Origin of the sequence: Chryseobacterium cupriresistens, from assembly GCF_046614675.1 — a bacterium.
In the GTDB taxonomy this organism is placed as follows: domain Bacteria; phylum Bacteroidota; class Bacteroidia; order Flavobacteriales; family Weeksellaceae; genus Chryseobacterium; species Chryseobacterium cupriresistens.
The window spans coordinates 104,270-121,450 of record NZ_JBKKJT010000009.1 but is presented as its reverse complement, the minus strand read 5'-3'; the positions used below and the strand labels follow the sequence as shown (position 1 = coordinate 121,450).

General features: G+C 35.6%; 17 protein-coding genes. 2 read left to right on the top strand and 15 right to left on the bottom strand.

Annotated features, from left to right (window positions below; all coding sequences use genetic code 11):
* Positions 1-72 precede the first annotated feature (72 nt).
* Complete coding sequence (locus ACLI50_RS19630) at positions 73-465, bottom strand: VOC family protein (protein ID WP_411414465.1); 393 nt, start codon at positions 463-465, stop codon at positions 73-75.
* A gap of 262 nt (positions 466-727) precedes the next feature.
* On the opposite strand from ACLI50_RS19630, the gene deoD reads away from it, so the two are divergent.
* The gene (gene deoD, locus ACLI50_RS19625) at positions 728-1,438 is read left to right on the top strand and encodes a purine-nucleoside phosphorylase (protein WP_202843628.1); all 711 of its coding nucleotides are present in this window, start codon (positions 728-730) and stop codon (positions 1,436-1,438) included.
* Between the two features lie 51 nt (positions 1,439-1,489).
* Here deoD and ACLI50_RS19620 read toward each other — a convergent pair whose 3' ends face one another.
* The 3 genes from ACLI50_RS19620 to ACLI50_RS19610 all read right to left on the bottom strand — a co-directional run bounded on the left by ACLI50_RS19620 (position 1,490) and on the right by ACLI50_RS19610 (position 3,903).
* Positions 1,490-2,275 (bottom strand): TatD family hydrolase, encoded by a 786-nt coding sequence (locus ACLI50_RS19620; protein ID WP_411414464.1) that lies wholly within the window; start codon positions 2,273-2,275, stop codon positions 1,490-1,492.
* Positions 2,276-2,539: 264 nt separating this feature from the next.
* Positions 2,540-3,187: a hypothetical protein gene (locus tag ACLI50_RS19615; protein WP_411414463.1), complete on the bottom strand. Its 648-nt coding sequence runs from the start codon at positions 3,185-3,187 to the stop codon at positions 2,540-2,542.
* Between the two features lie 2 nt (positions 3,188-3,189).
* On the bottom strand, positions 3,190-3,903 hold the full coding sequence (locus tag ACLI50_RS19610) for a DUF434 domain-containing protein (RefSeq protein WP_343643245.1): 714 nt from the start codon (positions 3,901-3,903) through the stop codon (positions 3,190-3,192).
* A gap of 237 nt (positions 3,904-4,140) precedes the next feature.
* On the opposite strand from ACLI50_RS19610, the gene ACLI50_RS19605 reads away from it, so the two are divergent.
* Entirely contained in the window at positions 4,141-4,980 is an 840-nt protein-coding gene (locus tag ACLI50_RS19605; protein ID WP_411414462.1) for a DUF4822 domain-containing protein, read from the top strand.
* 91 nt (positions 4,981-5,071) lie between these two features.
* On the opposite strand, the gene ACLI50_RS19600 is transcribed toward ACLI50_RS19605, so the two are convergent.
* The 11 genes from ACLI50_RS19600 to ACLI50_RS19550 form a co-directional block, all read right to left on the bottom strand.
* Complete coding sequence (locus ACLI50_RS19600) at positions 5,072-6,121, bottom strand: MBL fold metallo-hydrolase (protein WP_202843646.1); 1,050 nt, start codon at positions 6,119-6,121, stop codon at positions 5,072-5,074.
* A gap of 158 nt (positions 6,122-6,279) precedes the next feature.
* Positions 6,280-6,918: a hypothetical protein gene (locus ACLI50_RS19595; protein WP_202843648.1), complete on the bottom strand. Its 639-nt coding sequence runs from the start codon at positions 6,916-6,918 to the stop codon at positions 6,280-6,282.
* 155 nt (positions 6,919-7,073) lie between these two features.
* Complete coding sequence (locus ACLI50_RS19590; protein WP_202843650.1) at positions 7,074-8,825, bottom strand: alkaline phosphatase D family protein; 1,752 nt, start codon at positions 8,823-8,825, stop codon at positions 7,074-7,076.
* A 227-nt stretch (positions 8,826-9,052) separates the two neighbouring features.
* Positions 9,053-11,239, bottom strand: a complete 2,187-nt coding sequence (locus tag ACLI50_RS19585; RefSeq protein ID WP_411414461.1) for a peptidase domain-containing ABC transporter — start codon at positions 11,237-11,239, stop codon at positions 9,053-9,055.
* Positions 11,240-11,248: 9 nt separating this feature from the next.
* Positions 11,249-12,166 carry a hypothetical protein gene (locus tag ACLI50_RS19580; protein ID WP_411414460.1) on the bottom strand — a complete coding sequence of 306 codons (918 nt, stop codon included), beginning with the start codon at positions 12,164-12,166 and terminating at the stop codon, positions 11,249-11,251.
* A 10-nt stretch (positions 12,167-12,176) separates the two neighbouring features.
* On the bottom strand, positions 12,177-13,532 hold the full coding sequence (locus ACLI50_RS19575; protein ID WP_002983497.1) for a radical SAM/SPASM domain-containing protein: 1,356 nt from the start codon (positions 13,530-13,532) through the stop codon (positions 12,177-12,179).
* 56 nt (positions 13,533-13,588) lie between these two features.
* On the bottom strand, positions 13,589-13,789 hold the full coding sequence (locus ACLI50_RS19570; RefSeq protein WP_002983498.1) for a hypothetical protein: 201 nt from the start codon (positions 13,787-13,789) through the stop codon (positions 13,589-13,591).
* Positions 13,790-13,880: 91 nt separating this feature from the next.
* Positions 13,881-14,081, bottom strand: coding sequence for a hypothetical protein (locus tag ACLI50_RS19565; RefSeq protein ID WP_002983500.1), 201 nt, complete (start codon positions 14,079-14,081; stop codon positions 13,881-13,883).
* Between the two features lie 329 nt (positions 14,082-14,410).
* Complete coding sequence (locus tag ACLI50_RS19560; protein WP_330745285.1) at positions 14,411-14,617, bottom strand: ecotin; 207 nt, start codon at positions 14,615-14,617, stop codon at positions 14,411-14,413.
* 56 nt (positions 14,618-14,673) lie between these two features.
* Positions 14,674-14,811 (bottom strand): hypothetical protein, encoded by a 138-nt coding sequence (locus tag ACLI50_RS19555; protein ID WP_343643252.1) that lies wholly within the window; start codon positions 14,809-14,811, stop codon positions 14,674-14,676.
* 121 nt (positions 14,812-14,932) lie between these two features.
* Entirely contained in the window at positions 14,933-17,059 is a 2,127-nt protein-coding gene (locus ACLI50_RS19550; RefSeq protein WP_411414459.1) for an outer membrane beta-barrel family protein, read from the bottom strand.
* Positions 17,060-17,181 lie beyond the last annotated feature (122 nt).

Below are 17,181 nucleotides of genomic sequence, written 5' to 3'. Positions count from 1 at the left end.
AACCTATAAGGTTTGAAATTACATATTCATTACTATAAAAGATTGCTTCGTCGCTAAAGCGCCTCGCAATGGCTACTGTGATACGATTTCAATGATATTGTTTTCCGGATCAAGGATGACGCTTTCATAATAGCCGTCTCCAGTGGTACGTGGTTCTCCTGCAACGGTGTATCCGTCTTCTCTCAACATTTCTGTAAGCTCGTCTACTTTTTCTTTGCTCCCAACAGAAAATGCAAGATGGATAATCCCATACTGTTGAGATTCGTAAGAGTTTTCAGTTTCTCTGATATCCGGTCTGGTCATAATTTCAAGGCGACAGCCGTTCTCAAAACTTAAAAAATAGGATTGAAAATTTTTAACAGGATTGTGATACTTTTCATTGGAAACGGCTCCGAAATATTTCTGATAAAACGCTCTGGATATTTCCAGATCTTTCACCCAAACAGCGATATGTTCAATTGTCATAGTTTCAATTTTTACGGTTTGACTGTTGCAAAAGTAGCCGCTGGCCTTTAACGATACCCGCTCCACATTATTCTTTTATTGTTCTGTATTTACCAGGTGACATTTTGAATTATACAAAAGACTTTAATTAAAATCTTATTTAAAGCATTTATTGATAAGATCTTATACTGTCTGTAAATGAGAGAAGGCTTCATTGTTTCCATTTTCGTAATGGCTGAAACAAACTAAAAGTTATTATCTTTGTCCCATTCAAAATAACATTATGAGTATTCACATCAGTGCAAAAAAAGGAGAAATTGCTAAAGTAGTATTGCAGCCGGGGGATCCACTTCGTGCACAGTATATTGCTGAAAATTATTTAGAAAATGCTAAACTGGTAAGTAAAACCAGAGGAATTTTTTATTATACAGGTCTTTATAAAGGGAAGAAAATCACTGTAGGAGCAAGTGGAATGGGTTTTCCAAGTATCGGAATCTATTCTTTTGAACTGTTCACAGAGTATGAAGTAGACACGATCATCAGAATCGGGACTTGTGGTGCTTACAATACTGATCTTCAACTTTTTGATATTTTAAATATTGATAAAGCGGCCAGCGAAAGTACGTACGCCAAATATGCATGGGGAATTGAAGAAGAAATCCTTTCTCACCAGGGGAATATCTTTAATACCATCAACGAAACGGCTAAAGATTTATCATTGAATGCTAAAGCCATCAATATCCACAGTAGTGATATTTTCTACAGAAAAGATCCTGCTACTCCTGAAATTGCAACAAAATACAACTGTCCTGCGGTAGAAATGGAAGCTTTTGGTTTATTTGCCAATGCTCAGCATTTAGGAAAAAATGCAGCGACTATTCTTACGGTAACTGACATTATCCCAACCCACGAAAAAATCTCTGCTGATGAAAGAGAAACAGCTTTGAATCCAATGATGGAGCTGGCTTTGGAATCGGCGATAAAGAGTTTATAAGAGCCAATACATTATAAGAAAAGAGCTTTACTTCATCAGTAGAGCTCTTTTTTATAGTCTGAAAAAATTTCTGGCCGTTTCTGTGATCTCGTCTGCGACTTCGGAAATGCTGATCTTCTTCAGGTGGGCAATCGTTTGTGCTACATAAGGTAAAAACGAAGGTTCATTTCTTCTGTTCTGCATTCCGGGCATATTTTTCGGAAGCATAAAGGGAGCATCGGTTTCAATCATCATTCTATCAAGAGGTACATATTTTATGACGTCTTCCAGATGTTTAAATCTTTTGTCATCACTTATGGCTCCGGTAAATCCTAAATAAAATCCTTTATCCAGATATGTTTTTGCTTCCTCCAATGTTCCGGTAAAGCAATGTACAACGGCTTCGGGTAACTTTGAAAGATAGTCATCTGTGATTTCATTAAATCTTTTAAATGCTGCTCTTTCATGAAGGAAAAGTGGTTTATTAACTTCTATCGCAAGCTCCAGCTGTGCTTTATAACATTTTTCCTGGATCGCTCTCGGAGAGAAATCACGGTCAAAATCCAGCCCGCATTCGCCTACTGAAACCACATGATCCTGCTTTAATAGTTTTCTGAGCTCATCAATACTTTGTCCATTAAAAGATTTGGCATCATGGGGATGAATTCCGGCTGTTGAAAATAAAATTTCGGGATATTCTTCGGCAATTTCAGAAGATTCTTTACTTCCTCTTACGCTGGTTCCGGTGAGAATCATATGCTCAACTCCGTGATCCAAGGCACGGTTGATAATTTCTTCGTGTTCATTATAGAACTGTTTATTGGTCAGATTAATGCCAATATCAATATAAGTGTTCATATATTTTTTACTTTTTATTCGATGTTAATTTCTAAATATAAAATGGAAACTGGTAGAATTCTGTTAGAAAAACTTTTGTTCTCATTGATTCGTAGCTTATGTTTTATATCTGCAAAACTGGAAGTATGGTACGCAATGTTTTTACGCAGTTAAAAAGAAGAAAAGTAAAAAGACAAAATACTTTACGATTAAAAAATCTGCTTGTCTGCGGGAGTTTTTATTTTCCCACCGATTTCACAGATGGTGCAGATGTTTGTGGATACTCTATTCGTTGATAAATTTTTCGAGAAAGCCGATCAGTTTTATTCCGCCGTGGCTCCAGCGGATTCCGTGACCTTCTTTTTCCCGGACTTCAAAGACCAGCTCATGTTTATAATGAAAGAAGACATTCCACCAGGTTTTATTGTCAAGAATTTCATAGATTTTTGCCATGACCTTCTCCTGTTTCTGCTGATTGTTCCCTTTTATTTCGCCCCAGAAATCATCCATTCTTCCAATGTGTTTTTCCCAGGCTCTTTGTGCAATGGTAATTTCGTTATTGAAAGGTTCCTGACAGGCATTGAGCAGCATGGTTTTCAACGGTGGAATGCCATTTTCATCGCGGATGCTTGCAGAGGTTAATCTTTGTCCTAAAATATTCAGCCAGTGTTCAAAAGGAATTGCTTCCAGCGATGCTGCTTTTACCTCATCAGAATCGTTACTTTCCAGAATGGGAATGAATTTTCCAAAGCTTTCCTGCCTGTCAATAATTATTTCTTCATTAAAATAAGGCAGCTGCCATTCTAAAGTATTCTGCTTAAACCTATGAATATTTTCCTCCAGAGTTTCCAGGTGTTCTTCTGCTAAAAGGGCTTTGTATTTACCCTTCCATACTTCTGAAAACAGTGGAATATAAGGTTCAAACATATTCATACTTACTTTGTTTTGATAAGATTAACAGAAAGATTTTCTTCACTGATCAGATAACCAATAAGATTGAACCATTCTTTGCAGTGATCGAGAATCCAGGCATCAGAAGAAATAATGATTCCCGAACTTTCTGCCAGAAATTTATCAGGATTAAACTGAAGATCAGCTTCCCAGTTGAGTCGATTCTGCTCAGCATATTCAAGAACAAGCTGTTTGATTCTTCCACTGTTGGAAACCGGTTGATCAAAAATCCATACAAGTTTCTGAATATGATTTTTCCGGTAAAAAGAAGCAATCAATTCAACTGCTCTTAAGGTTTGATTAACTCTTTTATAAGTTCCATGCACTCCTGAAAGGTCACGGATACAGCCATCCAATCCTTCAAAAACATAAGCTTCAGAAAGCAGACTTTCCAATAAAATAATAACATTGAAACCATCAAGATATATTGTTTTCTCTTTTAAATCTGAAATATCAACATGCTTCAACTGTCTGTTATGAAGCTGTACATCGGATGCCGACATTCCTCTCAAAGCTTGTATCTGACGGGTTTTCAGACGGTACCTGTTACCAACGAGATCCGAAGCCGCTTTTTCCGGGTAATCTCTGCTCAGCAGGTACTGCATGTCTTCAACGGCCAGTTTTAGCTTACTGACCTGTTTCTCTGAACCGAATAAAGTATCATCGCCGGTATTTTTTCCACGGTTTCTGTTATTCATATTCAAAAATAAAGTTTTTGGTGGATGTTAGAAACCACCCCGTCAAAAATTCTTTGAATTTTTGACACCCCTCCAAAGGATGGGAATTTCACACCTTTGATTGTTAAATTTGTCAATGATATCATTTTTCTCATTCTGAATTGGGATCTGTTATATTTTCTACAACAAAAGAGATATTTTGTACAACGCCGTGATATTTATTAGAAATAAGTTTGCAAAGACTTAAAAAATACTTTTATGAATACACTGAAAAAATTATGTTATCTGTCTGCAGCAGTGCTGTTATCAGCGTCTTTCGTTTCATGCTCGAGTGATGACAATGAAATCATTATTGAACAGCAGACTCCCTCACAAGTACTGTCTTCTACGCCATGGGAAACTACCGGAGCTAAAGATAAAAACGGAAATAATGTTGCCCTTACTGATGCCAGTGTAGCCGGATATATAGGGTTTGCTTATTTCAAGACAGACGGAATGTTTGCGATCTACAGCCTTACAGATGTATTGAGATTTATGGGAACATGGTCTGTAGATGCTCAGGGTAAAACAAGAACTATTGCTGCCTTAAACCCGGACGGAACCACTATTTTCACCCGCGATGTTGAAATTCTTGTGTTGAACAGAAATGAATTCACCTACAGAATCCGTCCTAATTCCAGTGATCCGTCTGTGTATTATGACATTATCCATACGAAAACTTCTCACGCTGAGCCAGCTAACGGGCAGCTTACTTTGGCTTCTACTCCATGGGAAACAACAGGTGCCAGAGATAAAAGCGGAAATAATGTTGCTCTTACTGATGCCAGTGTAGCCGGATATGTAGGATATTCTTACTTCAAAGCTAACGGAACTTTTAAAATTTTCGGTTTAAATGATATACTGCGATCTGAAGGAACATGGTCTATTTCTCCTGATGGAAAGAAGAGAACGCTTACGACTCCAACTTTTACGCGTGTTGTGGATATTCTGCTTTTGAACGAAACAACATTTACTTACAGAATTACCCCAGATGCGGCTAACCCAGCTGTATTTTACGATATTATCCATACAAAAGTCAACCATAAGGAGCCTTTGTAATGATTATTTTTTTTATAATAAGGAAGAACCTGCTCAGTAACGGGCAGGTTTTTATATGTTTTAATTAAAGGAATGTTCCGTTAGTAACTTATCATTTGTATTCTTCCCACCATTTTTTCCAGTTTACTTTTCCCAGCTGATCCAGATTTACTTTTTCCCCGATCATCGGAAGGGTAACCGGGATATTGTTTTCTTCAGCATGTTTTGAAGCCAGCTCTAAAGGTTCGTACCAGATATGCTGTGCAAGCTTGAATTTGGAATTGTGTACCGGGATAAAGTTTTGGGCTTTTAATTCTTTTATTTCTTTCATCAGCTGGTCCGGCAATGTATGGATATAAGGCCACTTTTCGTTATACTGTCCATTTTCCATTACTGCCAGATCAAATGGCCCGAATTTCTCTCCGATTTCTGTAAAATGATTCCCATAACCGCTATCTCCTCCTAAAAACAGATTTTTGGAAGGTGTTTTTAAAACGAAGGAGGTCCAGAGCGAGATATTACGGTTCAATAATCTTCCTGAAAAGTGTCTTGCCGGAGTAAGCGTGATTCTGAAGCCTTCTGCAATATCTATACTTTCCCACCAGTTCTTTTCAATAATTGTATCAAATGTCCAGCCCCAGTATTCAAAATGCTGTCCGGTCCCTAGCCCGCAAATAACTTTTCCTACTTTATCTTTTAATTGCTGAACGGTTTTATAATCCAGATGATCCCAATGGTCATGTGAAATAAGAAGGAAGTCAATCTCTGGCATATGTTCCGGTTTGTAATAATCGGATCCCTGAAAAGCTTTTATTGAACCCGGCATCGGAGAGGCATTTCCACTGAAAACTGGATCTATTAAGAATGTCTTTCCATCAACTTGTATGAAATAAGAACTATGCCCAAACCATATCAGCACATTTTCATCCGGTTGAAGATTTTTAAGATCAGTCTCTACAAAAGGGAGCGTTGTTTTGGGTGATGTGTTTTCTATTTTGCATAGGCTTTGAAGGAGTAATTTAGTCATACTCTCTCCTTCTAACAGTGCCGGGGTTGTCAATATATTCTGAAACCGGCCGTTCAGATAATTGGGCAGTGTACTGAAATATTCTTTTCTTTTTTCATCGGGAAACTGTCCCAGCTGCTTTTTTAAACTTTTCATTTATTTTATTTTAAATCCATCCCGGTTTCTAAAGAAATGCTCTTTATCTTATTGGGGTGTGAAACTTTACTATAAAATAAATATAAGCATAAGATTCTGAGATGTGAAAATAAAGGATGTTGAAATTTTAATTCTTTATGATTTAATGAAAACTATTCTTAAAAAATCCATTTAACCAGTCCAAGTACAAAGATTCCTAACACTATGCAACCTATTATCATTAAAGCAAAAGTCTGCGCAAATTCTGTCCAATACTTTTTTTTATCGAAAGTAAAATCACTGTGGTTGATATAATAGACGTCATATACCAAAGGATCTATGCGCAAATCCGGCCGAAAATGTACAATTCCCTGGATATATCTTCTTCGTAGAGCTTTTAAATTTCCGATATAGTAGCTGTAACCGGCATCAGTTCCGTCAAAATCTACATCTGCTGCCGAACCATTGTGCTTTACATTCAATACATAAATCTTGTTTCGTGGGCTGATACTTACATCATATACATCCGGAAGGTTATATTTTTCCAGATCATGATAAAGAATTTGATCTATTGTTCCATCGGCTCTTTCGTAATGAATTCCTTTATCATCAACCTGTATCTTTCGGACTACTCTTTTTCTGATTCTCTTCTGATACCTGAAGAAACGGTATAAACCAAAAGCAAGAGCCGGATAGTATAATATTGCCACAATAATAAATATGAACAGTTTATCACTCACCACAACGGGTAATCCCAATACCAGCAGAAATGCCGTCAACAATAAAAGCACTCCAAAAGTCCTGGTTATCCAGGTCATGAAGCACCATGTTTCAGATGTTAATGGCAAAAAATCTTTTCTTGAATCCTCTTGCATCTGTTTAATATACGAAAAAAGTAAATAATACAAAAGAGTCACAGCGGCACCATGACTCTTTTTTATCAAATTGAAAATAAGATATAATTAAATTGAAACTATGAAATCGTATAGGTCTTTTCTGTAGTGGTATTGTAGGTATCGGAAACCACATTGTCTACAAACCTCCACTCTGCAGTAGAACTTCCGGTGGTAAATTTCACATGCAGATATCCTCTTTTATAAAGATTGGCATATTCCAGGTCATCAATCAATAATGAAAATGCCTGAGCCAGTTCTATCGCTTTGGCAGGATCCGAAGTGATTCCCAGATATCCTTCAAGGCCGGGAGAAGAAACGGAACTGCAGGCAAGTTCTGTCCCGATAAATTTACCCTGTGCATCAGTCAGTTTTCCTAACCATGCATTGTGGGTGTCTCCTGCCAGTACCACTACATTTTTTCCTGCAAGAACAGAATAAAGCTGTTCTCTTTCTATGAAATATCCATCCCATGCATCCAGATTGTATGGTAAAGTCGTTGTGATTCTTGCAATTTCCTGCGGTGTCAATGTAGGATCCTGTTGTTGATGTCTTGTTTTAAGAATAATCAACTGAGTGATGGTATTCTGAAACACCTGCATAGTAGCCGGCTGTGCACTTCCATACTGTTTAATTTCCGCAAGAATCTGATTCAGCAGCATCAAAAGCTCTGCAGGAACCATCATTTTCGTCATTAAAATCTGTTGTCCAAGCACTTTCCATTTGGCTGTATCACCATTGATCTGGGCATTCAGCCATGACATCTGCTCGTTTCCGATCAGTTTTCTGCTGGTGCTTAAGAAATCTGTTTTAAACTGTGTCTGATTAAAACTTCCTGTATTATCAAGATAATCCGAATATTCCATTTGTTTATCCCTTGCAATCACCCTTGTATCCATCATGTAAAGGGAAACGATATTCCCGAAGCTGAAACTTCTGTAAATTCTCATATCTTTCCCTGTTTTAAGAGGAATATATTCGCTGTATGCCTGAAATGCAGCCATTTTTCTTGCCTGAAAATCTCCTTCGTTCGGCTGATGGTTTTCTGCTCCTGTTTTATAGGTATCATTGGCAAACTCATGATCATCCCAGACACAGATGAAAGGCTTTTTCTGGTGAAGAAGCTGAAGATTTTTATCTCCTCTGTACTGCCTGTATCGTTCCCTGTAATCATTGAGGGTAAGGATTTCCTTTGCCGGCTGATGCGCTCTTCCCAGCTGATTGGTGTAGGGGTTTGTTCCATATTGTCCGGGAGCATATTCATAAATATAGTCTCCAAGGTGTACGACAACATCTGCTTCAGATTTTGCAATCGCACCATACACATTGAAAAGTCCTGCAGGAAAGTTGGAACAAGATACGACAGCCATTTTTACTTCACTTACAGCATCAGATTTTGAAGGTAAAGTAAGGGTTTCTCCTGTTACGCTGACTTCCTTAGTTGTATTGTTATAGAATCTGTAATAATATTTTGTATTGGAAGAGATATTCTGTACATCTACCGCTATAGTAAAATCATTTACCAGTGCAGCATTTGCCTGACCTCTTCTTACTACTTCTGAAAAATTGCTGTTTTTACTGATTTCCCATGTAATCTCTGCATCTGTTCCTTTTGAATACCGGGTCCAGATAATAATTCCTGTTGCGCTGGGATCAAAACTTGCTACCCCGGATTCAAAACCTCCGTTTTGGAGATTATCGGGGGCATTTCCATTTTCAGTAAAATCGTCGCTGCAACTTTCAATTAAAGGAGCTAAGAAAATTCCTCCGGCAGCCAATAGTGAATTTTTAAGAAACCTTCTTCTGTTGAGTGGATTGTTGTTTTCCATCATTACTTTTTTTGCAAAGCAACGGTATCCGGAGAAGACGGCTGTTAACTGTGTTTTAAATATATTTTATGATTTTTTAAACAAATGTTTAATGCTATGCATAAGAAATTAAATCATGACACATATTGCTGTAATGGGCAAACACAAAAGGAAACCTCTCCGGCTTCCTTTTTTAACAAGTTCCATAGAAGAAGCTTGTTTTCATCAAATATATTATTTAAGGTCTTCTTTTATTCTCCTAATTCCAGCTGGTTTCTGACCAAATTAAAATATTCTCCTTTTTTGGATACTAATTCCTGGTGGTTACCCTGCTCTACAACTTCGCCCTTTTTCAAAACAATAATATTGTCTGCACTTTTTACTGTGGATAAACGGTGTGCAATGATAACAACAGTTCTTCCCTTAAAAAACTCCTGTAAATTATCATGTATAATTTTTTCATTTTCTGCATCCAGTGCAGAAGTAGCTTCATCAAAGAAAATAAAATCCGGATTTTTATATACAGCCCTTGCAATAAGAATACGTTGTTTCTGTCCTCCGCTTAAATCATCTCCTGCGGCTCCTATTTTGGTATCAAATCCTAAAGGAAGACTTTGAATCATTTCGTATATATTGGCTAATTTACAGGCACTGATCAATAATTTTTCATCTGCGTCTTCCTGCATGGCAATATTCTCCCTTATGGTTCCGCTGAATATGTATGAGTCCTGAAGAACAACTCCACAATTGCTTCTCCACCAATCATGATTGATCTGAAACAGCTCTTCCTGCCCGATGTTCAGATCTCCTTCTGAAGAAGGATAAAATCCCAGAAGAAGTTTGGATAATGTGGTTTTCCCACTTCCGCTTTCTCCAACAATGGCAAGAACTTTCCCGTTAGGAATTTTAAAATTGATATTTTTTAAAACATAGGGCTGATGTCCCCCCGGATATTTGAACCATACATTATTTAAACTAATATCCTTACTCAGCAGAGCCTGATTTCCCTCTTTTAAATTAAGGTTTTCATCGGTTTGCTGTAGAATTTCCTGAACTCTTTTATACACTAAACTTGAATCCTGAAATGAGCGGAAAAACGCGACCAGATTTTCTATGGGTGCGGAAGCAATACCTATAATATATCCTATACTCAGCATCTCACCAACCGTCATTTTCCCAAGTGATACCCAATACACGCAAAAAAAGGTAGTTGAAAATATAAATAACTGTTTAATAATGCTGGTAACATTGGTTTGATAAATATCCAGGATAAGACTTTTTACTTTGGTCTTATATATCTTTTTCTGCAGCTCTTCCCACTTTGATATTCTTGAAATATGAGCATTACTAATTTTAACGGAAACCATCCCGGTAATCATCTCAACAAGATGATTTTTGCTTTCTGAATTTAATTTAAAGGCATAATAATCTATAATCCTTCTTTTATTATGAAACAAGTAAATCCATACAGTGGAAAAAACGGCAATTCCCAGAAACCCTAATGCTATATACCGGTTATATATTAAAAGCCTTATTACTAGTACAATCAGTAAAAAAACTGATAAAATATTCGATAGCAATTGCCTGGTTAATAACTGTTCTATTTTTGACTGTTCTTCTATTTTCTGTAATAGGTCTGTATATAATCTGTTTTCAAAAAAAGAGACGGGAAGTCTGACTGTTTTCTGCAGCAAGTCATTCAGCATTTTAATGCTTACCTGTGAGCTAAAGTGTACTCCTACAAAATTCTGAAGGATATTGATGAGTATCTGCCCTCCATACAAAAGCATCTGAAATCCAAAAATTCCAATGATCACTTTTCCTTCTTTCGACTTCATTCCTTCGTCAAACATCTTCTGAATCAGCTGAGGAAAGATATAGGAAATAACGGAACTTATCGTAATTAAAAAAATCAGCAGTCCAATTTTGAAATTTTGTTTTTCTAAAACTGAACGAATATAGCTTTTGAAAATTTTTAAATCCTGCTGTTCAAAAGGAGGTTTAAACTCAACAAACTCTTCTTTCGGGATTAATTGTAATCCAATCCCTTCGTTATCTGCGGACGAAATCCAAAGCTTTACAAACTGCTCTTTTTTAAGCTTTAGCCTGCCATATTTGGGATCTGAGATATAATAAAAATTATTTTTGATTTTATAGAGTACAACAAAATGCTCCTGCTCCCAATGTAAAATGCAGGGTAAATGAACATCCTCGTTCAGTGTAGACAAAGGAACCTTAAAGGGAGTTGTATGAAAATACAGCTTTTTACCGGCATCATTAATATCTGCCAGAGTAACCCCGGATCGGGTAACTTCAGTAAGGTTTCTCAGATATACCAGATCACAATCTTTGCCGTAATATTTTAGAATAATCTTAAGGCAAACCGGACCGCAATCCATCTGTTCTATTTGGGAATAAAAGGGAAATTTGTTGAACACAATAATAAGTTAAATTGTTATGCCTAGTGTTTTTAGCTTTTTAGTAAATTCTTCATCGTTTACTAATTGCTGGTTATTGGATATTTTATCTAAATAATTTTCTATTATAATTTTCACTAATTTTTGCGGAGAACTTTTGATATGAGAAAAATTCTCGTTCAGATAATCTAAAAAATCTTCATCTTCAATTTTGTCGATACAGCGCATGGCTATCAGTAAATTTTCCTGATCGCCTGAAAATTCATTTTGCTTTAGCAGAGCATTAAAGATCTGCTGAAATATCAGTCTTGTTTTTTTCTCATCCTGCGAAGATTTAAGAATGGCGATATAAGAGTTGTTAATAATATGTTTTAACATCCCCTGCTTATCAATAAGGGGAAGGTCTTCAGCCAGATTTTTGCAGCTCTCATTTTCATGTTGGTTAAACATGAAAAAAGCCAATATCTTCAAGACTTCTGTCTTGTACCGCTCTTCATTTTGAGTACGTGCAAAAATTCTGATTTTATTAAGTGATTGTTCTCCAATAATTATGGCAAAATAAGGAAACGTGTTACTCTGAACTAAAGCACTTTCAATAGCCCTGTCAATATTTTCCTCTGCCAGTACAAAATCATTTTCCACGTAATTTTTATACGCAAGCAAAGCATAGTCTAAGCTTATCATCCCCTGATGAATAGGTTCTATGAAATAGGTATTCATACTTTGCATTTTTGAATAAAGGTAATTTCCTAAGGTAGTATTCCCTGTACGAAAAGCAGAAAGTGATTTTTCAGACAGGTTCATATAGTAAAACAATCCTGCCTGGATATCTTCCGGAATATCTTTTCTAAATTCTTCAATCAGATTTTCGAAAATATGTCTTGGTTTTTTCACCTCATATTCCCTGAATTCTACTGTTTTTATTTTGTCTAAAATTATTGTTTCCATACATCATCTATTAAGAAAGCACAGCTTGTTCATTAATATATCTTTGAAGAAGAATTCTGTCGTCAATATTAAATTTGAAGGAAGGACACGCCGGGATATTATCATACCAGTTTTTCGGACATGCTCCACCACACAGAGGAAGGAATTTACAGCTTTTGCACCATGAGTTGTTGTCCGGTATTTCATTAAACCAGTTTCTCATGACAACATTTTTGCTGTCTACATCTTTATCTTTCACAATGTTTCCGGCATAAAACTCAGAGTTATCATATTTTGGAGTGTACGGAATTTCCCAACATGTGGAGACATTTCCAAAAGCGTCAAATACTTCTGAGGTCTGGCTTACTACCATACAAGGTTTAGTAACTCTTTCAGGAATAATCTGTGTTTTAAATTTCGCTTTTGATTGCAGAAGCTTCATATAAACTTCTATTTCAAGCTCAGCAAATTCTTCTTTTGACACGCCTTTAATAGTAGCTTTGTTATCACCCCAGTCGTGGATAGGAGCAAGATAGAAACTTACGTGCTGAAGGATTCCTTCTGCTTCCAGATAATCAATAAAATCTATCACATTGTAACTGTTCTCTTTATCCACATTACATCTGATATTGAAACTTGCTTCTTTTTGATATAATTCTGAATTAACAATTTCTTTGATATTTTTAATGATAATATCAAAACTGTTAGAACCATTTTTCAGATATCTTCTCTTATCATGGAATTCCTGAGTTCCGTCAATGGTGATCTGATATTCTGTAACCCTGTAATTTTTTACCAGTTTTTCAAAAAGAGAATATTTAAGGCTTAAAGCATTTGTAATAATTCTTGAAGAATATTTTAAATTTTTCTCTTCACAAAGGCTGATTAAACGGGTAGATAAATTAGAGATAGCCGAAAGACCTGTTAACGGCTCTCCTCCATACCATGTAATACTCAAGTGTTCCAGATCGTTTGACAGACTTTCCATTTTAGTAATGATTCTGTCGTATGTAAGATCTAAAACTTCTTTTGACATACTTTTGTTAGTATGCAGCTGGCCGCAATAGTGACATCCCAGCTGGCAGTTTCCTGAAGGCTGAATCACATAAGAAAGTGTTTTCAGATCCTGATGATCTACCGACATGATGTTGTCTGAAAGGATTTCTCTTAACTCATCTTCAAACTCAGGTACATAAAATTCATTTTTTATCAGGTTGATAAAAATTTCTTCGGGAATCTGAGTGGTTTCAAGATTACATATTTTTTCATATAACCCTTTTTTCACTTCAATGGATGTTCCGGAACGGGTAGAAAAAAGAATGACATGATCATCTAAAATTTCCTCGTTTTCTATGGTATGGATATATCTTGATAATTTGTATTTCATAATTATTTTATTTTAATATTAAATAGAGTAGCACGAATGCTACTCTACTTTTTACTTTAGTTGTAACTCCAACATTCGTTACCACTGCAAGTTTGTGTACCTCCGAATCCCCAGCAGTCATTCTGACTTGTGCACGTTGCCGCTAGTTCTAAAGGTAACTTACCTCCTTTGATTGTCTTTACTGAACTTTCGCTCATTCCCTGTAGCTTATTTTCAGTGATTTTTTTAGACAGTTCAAACAATTTTTTGTTTTTCATCACAATAAATCTTAGGTTAATTTTTTCTCTTGTAAAGTTTTAATTCCACACAAGACCCTGCAGAACATAAATTTGTGGAATCAGAGTTCTATTAGTTATAACTCCAGCAGCTGTTACCACTGCAAGTAGCTGTACCTCCGAATCCCCAGCAGCTGTTCTGACTTGTACAGTCTGCTGCTAATTCCAAAGGAAGTCTACCTCCTTTGATTGTCTTTACTGAATTTTCGCTCATTCCCTGTAGCTTGTTTTCAGTAATTTTCTTAGACAATTCAAACAATTTTTTGTTTTTCATGACAATAAATTTTCATGGTTAATAATTCCCCTGAACAGTTTTAATTCCACACAGGGCTATACAGAACACAAATTTCTTTATGAAAAGCTCCAGCAATTAGGATCTACGTGCAGATCCGGCCTGCACCAACTACAGGTACATTGGCTACAATGGTAAGCGAGTAAGCCACCGGTAATAAATACAAGGCCCTCTTTTTGCAGTTTTTTCATTTTGACATTTGTGATTTCCTGAGAAATCGTTTTAAGCTTTTTGTTTTTCATAGAAGTAAGTTTTTTATGTTTATTACGAATCTTAACTCTATAAAAATTAATCAAGCCTATGTAGACGAATTATTGGTCAAAATAAGCCCAACAACTGTTTAATGCACATGGGCTGGTTCCATAACCCCAACATGCATTTGCACCGAAACATGCACAGTCTGATATAATCTCTTTTTGTATTCCCCCCTTAATAACTTCAACTGATTCTCTTTTCATTCCTGGGATTTTGTTCTCAGTAATTTTTTTAGACAATTCAAACAGTTTTTTGTTTTTCATCACAATAAATTTTCATGGTTAATAGTTTGCTGAAAAGTTCAGGCTTCAGAGAAGGCTCAATAAAAGTCTTTATGAAAAGCTCCAGCAATTGGGGGTATTCGTTGAGCAGATTCCGCAATAGGAATTACAATCGGGATGTCTAATGCAATCATCGACAGTAAAGTCTTTCCCTGCGTAGATAGTGAGAACTTCATGTTTGTGTAGTTTTTTGAGCTTACCCTGAGTTATCTTTTTGGATAACTCTTCAAGTTTTTTGTTTTTCATGGTTATTAGTTTTATCCTTTAGTGTATTAGTTTTGTAGTAAAAGAACAGGATTACAGCCGGGGGTTTTCATTTTGAGTTCTCCCCTTGTCTATATCTCCGGTATTCACCTTTTTTACTTTGTTGTTTCCAAATGTTTTGGATATGCTGAGTGATATGGATCTTAAATTTGATTGCGAAAGAGTTTCAATATATCCGTCATTATTATATAGTGTATTACGGGAGTTTGAAAGATTCAGCATATCTTTTACAGAAAGCTTGAATTTAAAATCTTTATAACTCTTTGAAACCTCAAGCTGATTATTGATAAAATAACCGTTTTTCTTATTAACTAATGTATATGGAGAGGTGTAACCAAAGTTATAGCTTATGTTCCAGCCTTTATTCCAAAGATTATTTCCACTAATTGTAACGGAAGAGTTATTATACCAAGAACTAGGATGAACATCATAGATATCTGCATTATTGATGTAATACATTCCTGTTGAAAGATTAAACATCCATTTGTTTTCAAACAATGGTTTGTTATAGTTCAATCCCACATAAAGACGCTTTACATTACCTTCAAAGTTTTTGGGCCTTGTAACAGAAACATTATCTACAACCTCTGTATAAGGAAGAATAGGATTTTTTACAATACCGAAATTACTTACAAACACCCAGGTTCTTTTTATGCTGTAGCTCGCATTAAATAAATACATCTTTGCCACATTAAGATCAGGATTTCCGGTTTCCCACCAGGTTTCATTATTCTTATAAATAAATGGGTTCAAATCATCTACATAAGGTCTCCATAATGCAGTTCTATATCCCAGAGAAACTCTGTTGTTCTTATTGATCATATAAGAAAGGTTGATGCTGGGTACAATATTGTTGTAGCTTCTGGAAAAGTTCTCGCTAACCGTATTTTGTTTTGCGTTGATGTTTGTGTTTTCATAACGAAGCCCCATGTTTACATCCAATGCCGAAAACAGTTTTTTCTTAACATTGGTATATAAGGCGTTGATATTTTCATGATACGTAAAATTATTAGAAAATAGGGTATTTAATGTACCGTCTGCATTATAATAGGTATAAGGATTATCCGTAGAAAGCCAATTAAGTTTTCCTCCTGCTTCGAAACTAAGTTTTAATTTTTCGAAAGTCTTGGAATAATCTACTCTTACCGTATAATTGTCCTTCTTATAATCATTATATATTAAGTTTGAATATGGGCTGGTCAAATTGAAAAACTCTGTCGTATTATCTCTGTGATGGGTGTAATAATCAAAGTTGATATCCAATCGCTTGGATTTTTTATCATCATTAAAGCTGTAATAAACATTTCCTCCGAAAAGGTTCAGCTTATCATTTTGTGTATTTACCGTTCTGTTTTCAAAAATTCCTCCTGTAGTATCATAGTATATATTCCTGTTTTCAAGTGAAGATTCAGGTGTTTTGTGATAATATTCCAGAATACCTCCTATGCTGCTTCTTTCATTAAGCTCGTAATCAAAACCTGTATTTCCTCCAAAGTTGGTTTCTTTAATCAGCGTACTTCCTATAATCTGATTTCTGCTGAATTTTGAGCTATAGTTATCAATACTGTTTCTTTGCAGGTCATTATTATTTTCAAAAAACAACATGGTATTATTTGAAAATCTGTTTTTATGATAATTTAAGGCAATATTTGCCTGCTGGCTGTTTTTTCTGTTTTGCTTATCTGTAATGGTAAAACTTCCTTTCAGTCCATCTGTTTCCAGTTTCTTCAGCTTCAGATTAATAATCATTGCATCCTCCAGATCATATTTTGAGGAAGGATTGGTAACCAGCTCTATCTTTACCAGATTAGAAGCCGGCATAGCATTAAGATATTGTATTAAATCTTTGCCTTTAAGAACTGATTTTCTGTCATTGATGTAAACAGAGGCGTTCGTTCCCAGAAGAGTTATTTTATTATCATCTAATTTTAATAATGGTGTTTGAGAGAGAACTTCGGATATGTGATTTCCTACAACCAAATCGCTATTTTCAACATTAAAAACAAAACGGTCATCCTTTTGTTCAAAAAAAGGTTTTTTACCATTCACTTTTATTTCTGCAATTTGTTTTTCTATAACTGTTTTAATGGAATCTTTCTTCTCTTGAGAGAAACCCAACAAGGGAAGCACAACACTTACACATATTAATATTTTCCTCATTTACTTTCAATATTTCTGATGCAAACATCATGATTATACTCAAAGTCTACAAGATTAGTAATCCAAAATTGATCAATACCGGTATATCCTTTTCCAAAAATTTACAAATTCCCGACTCATAG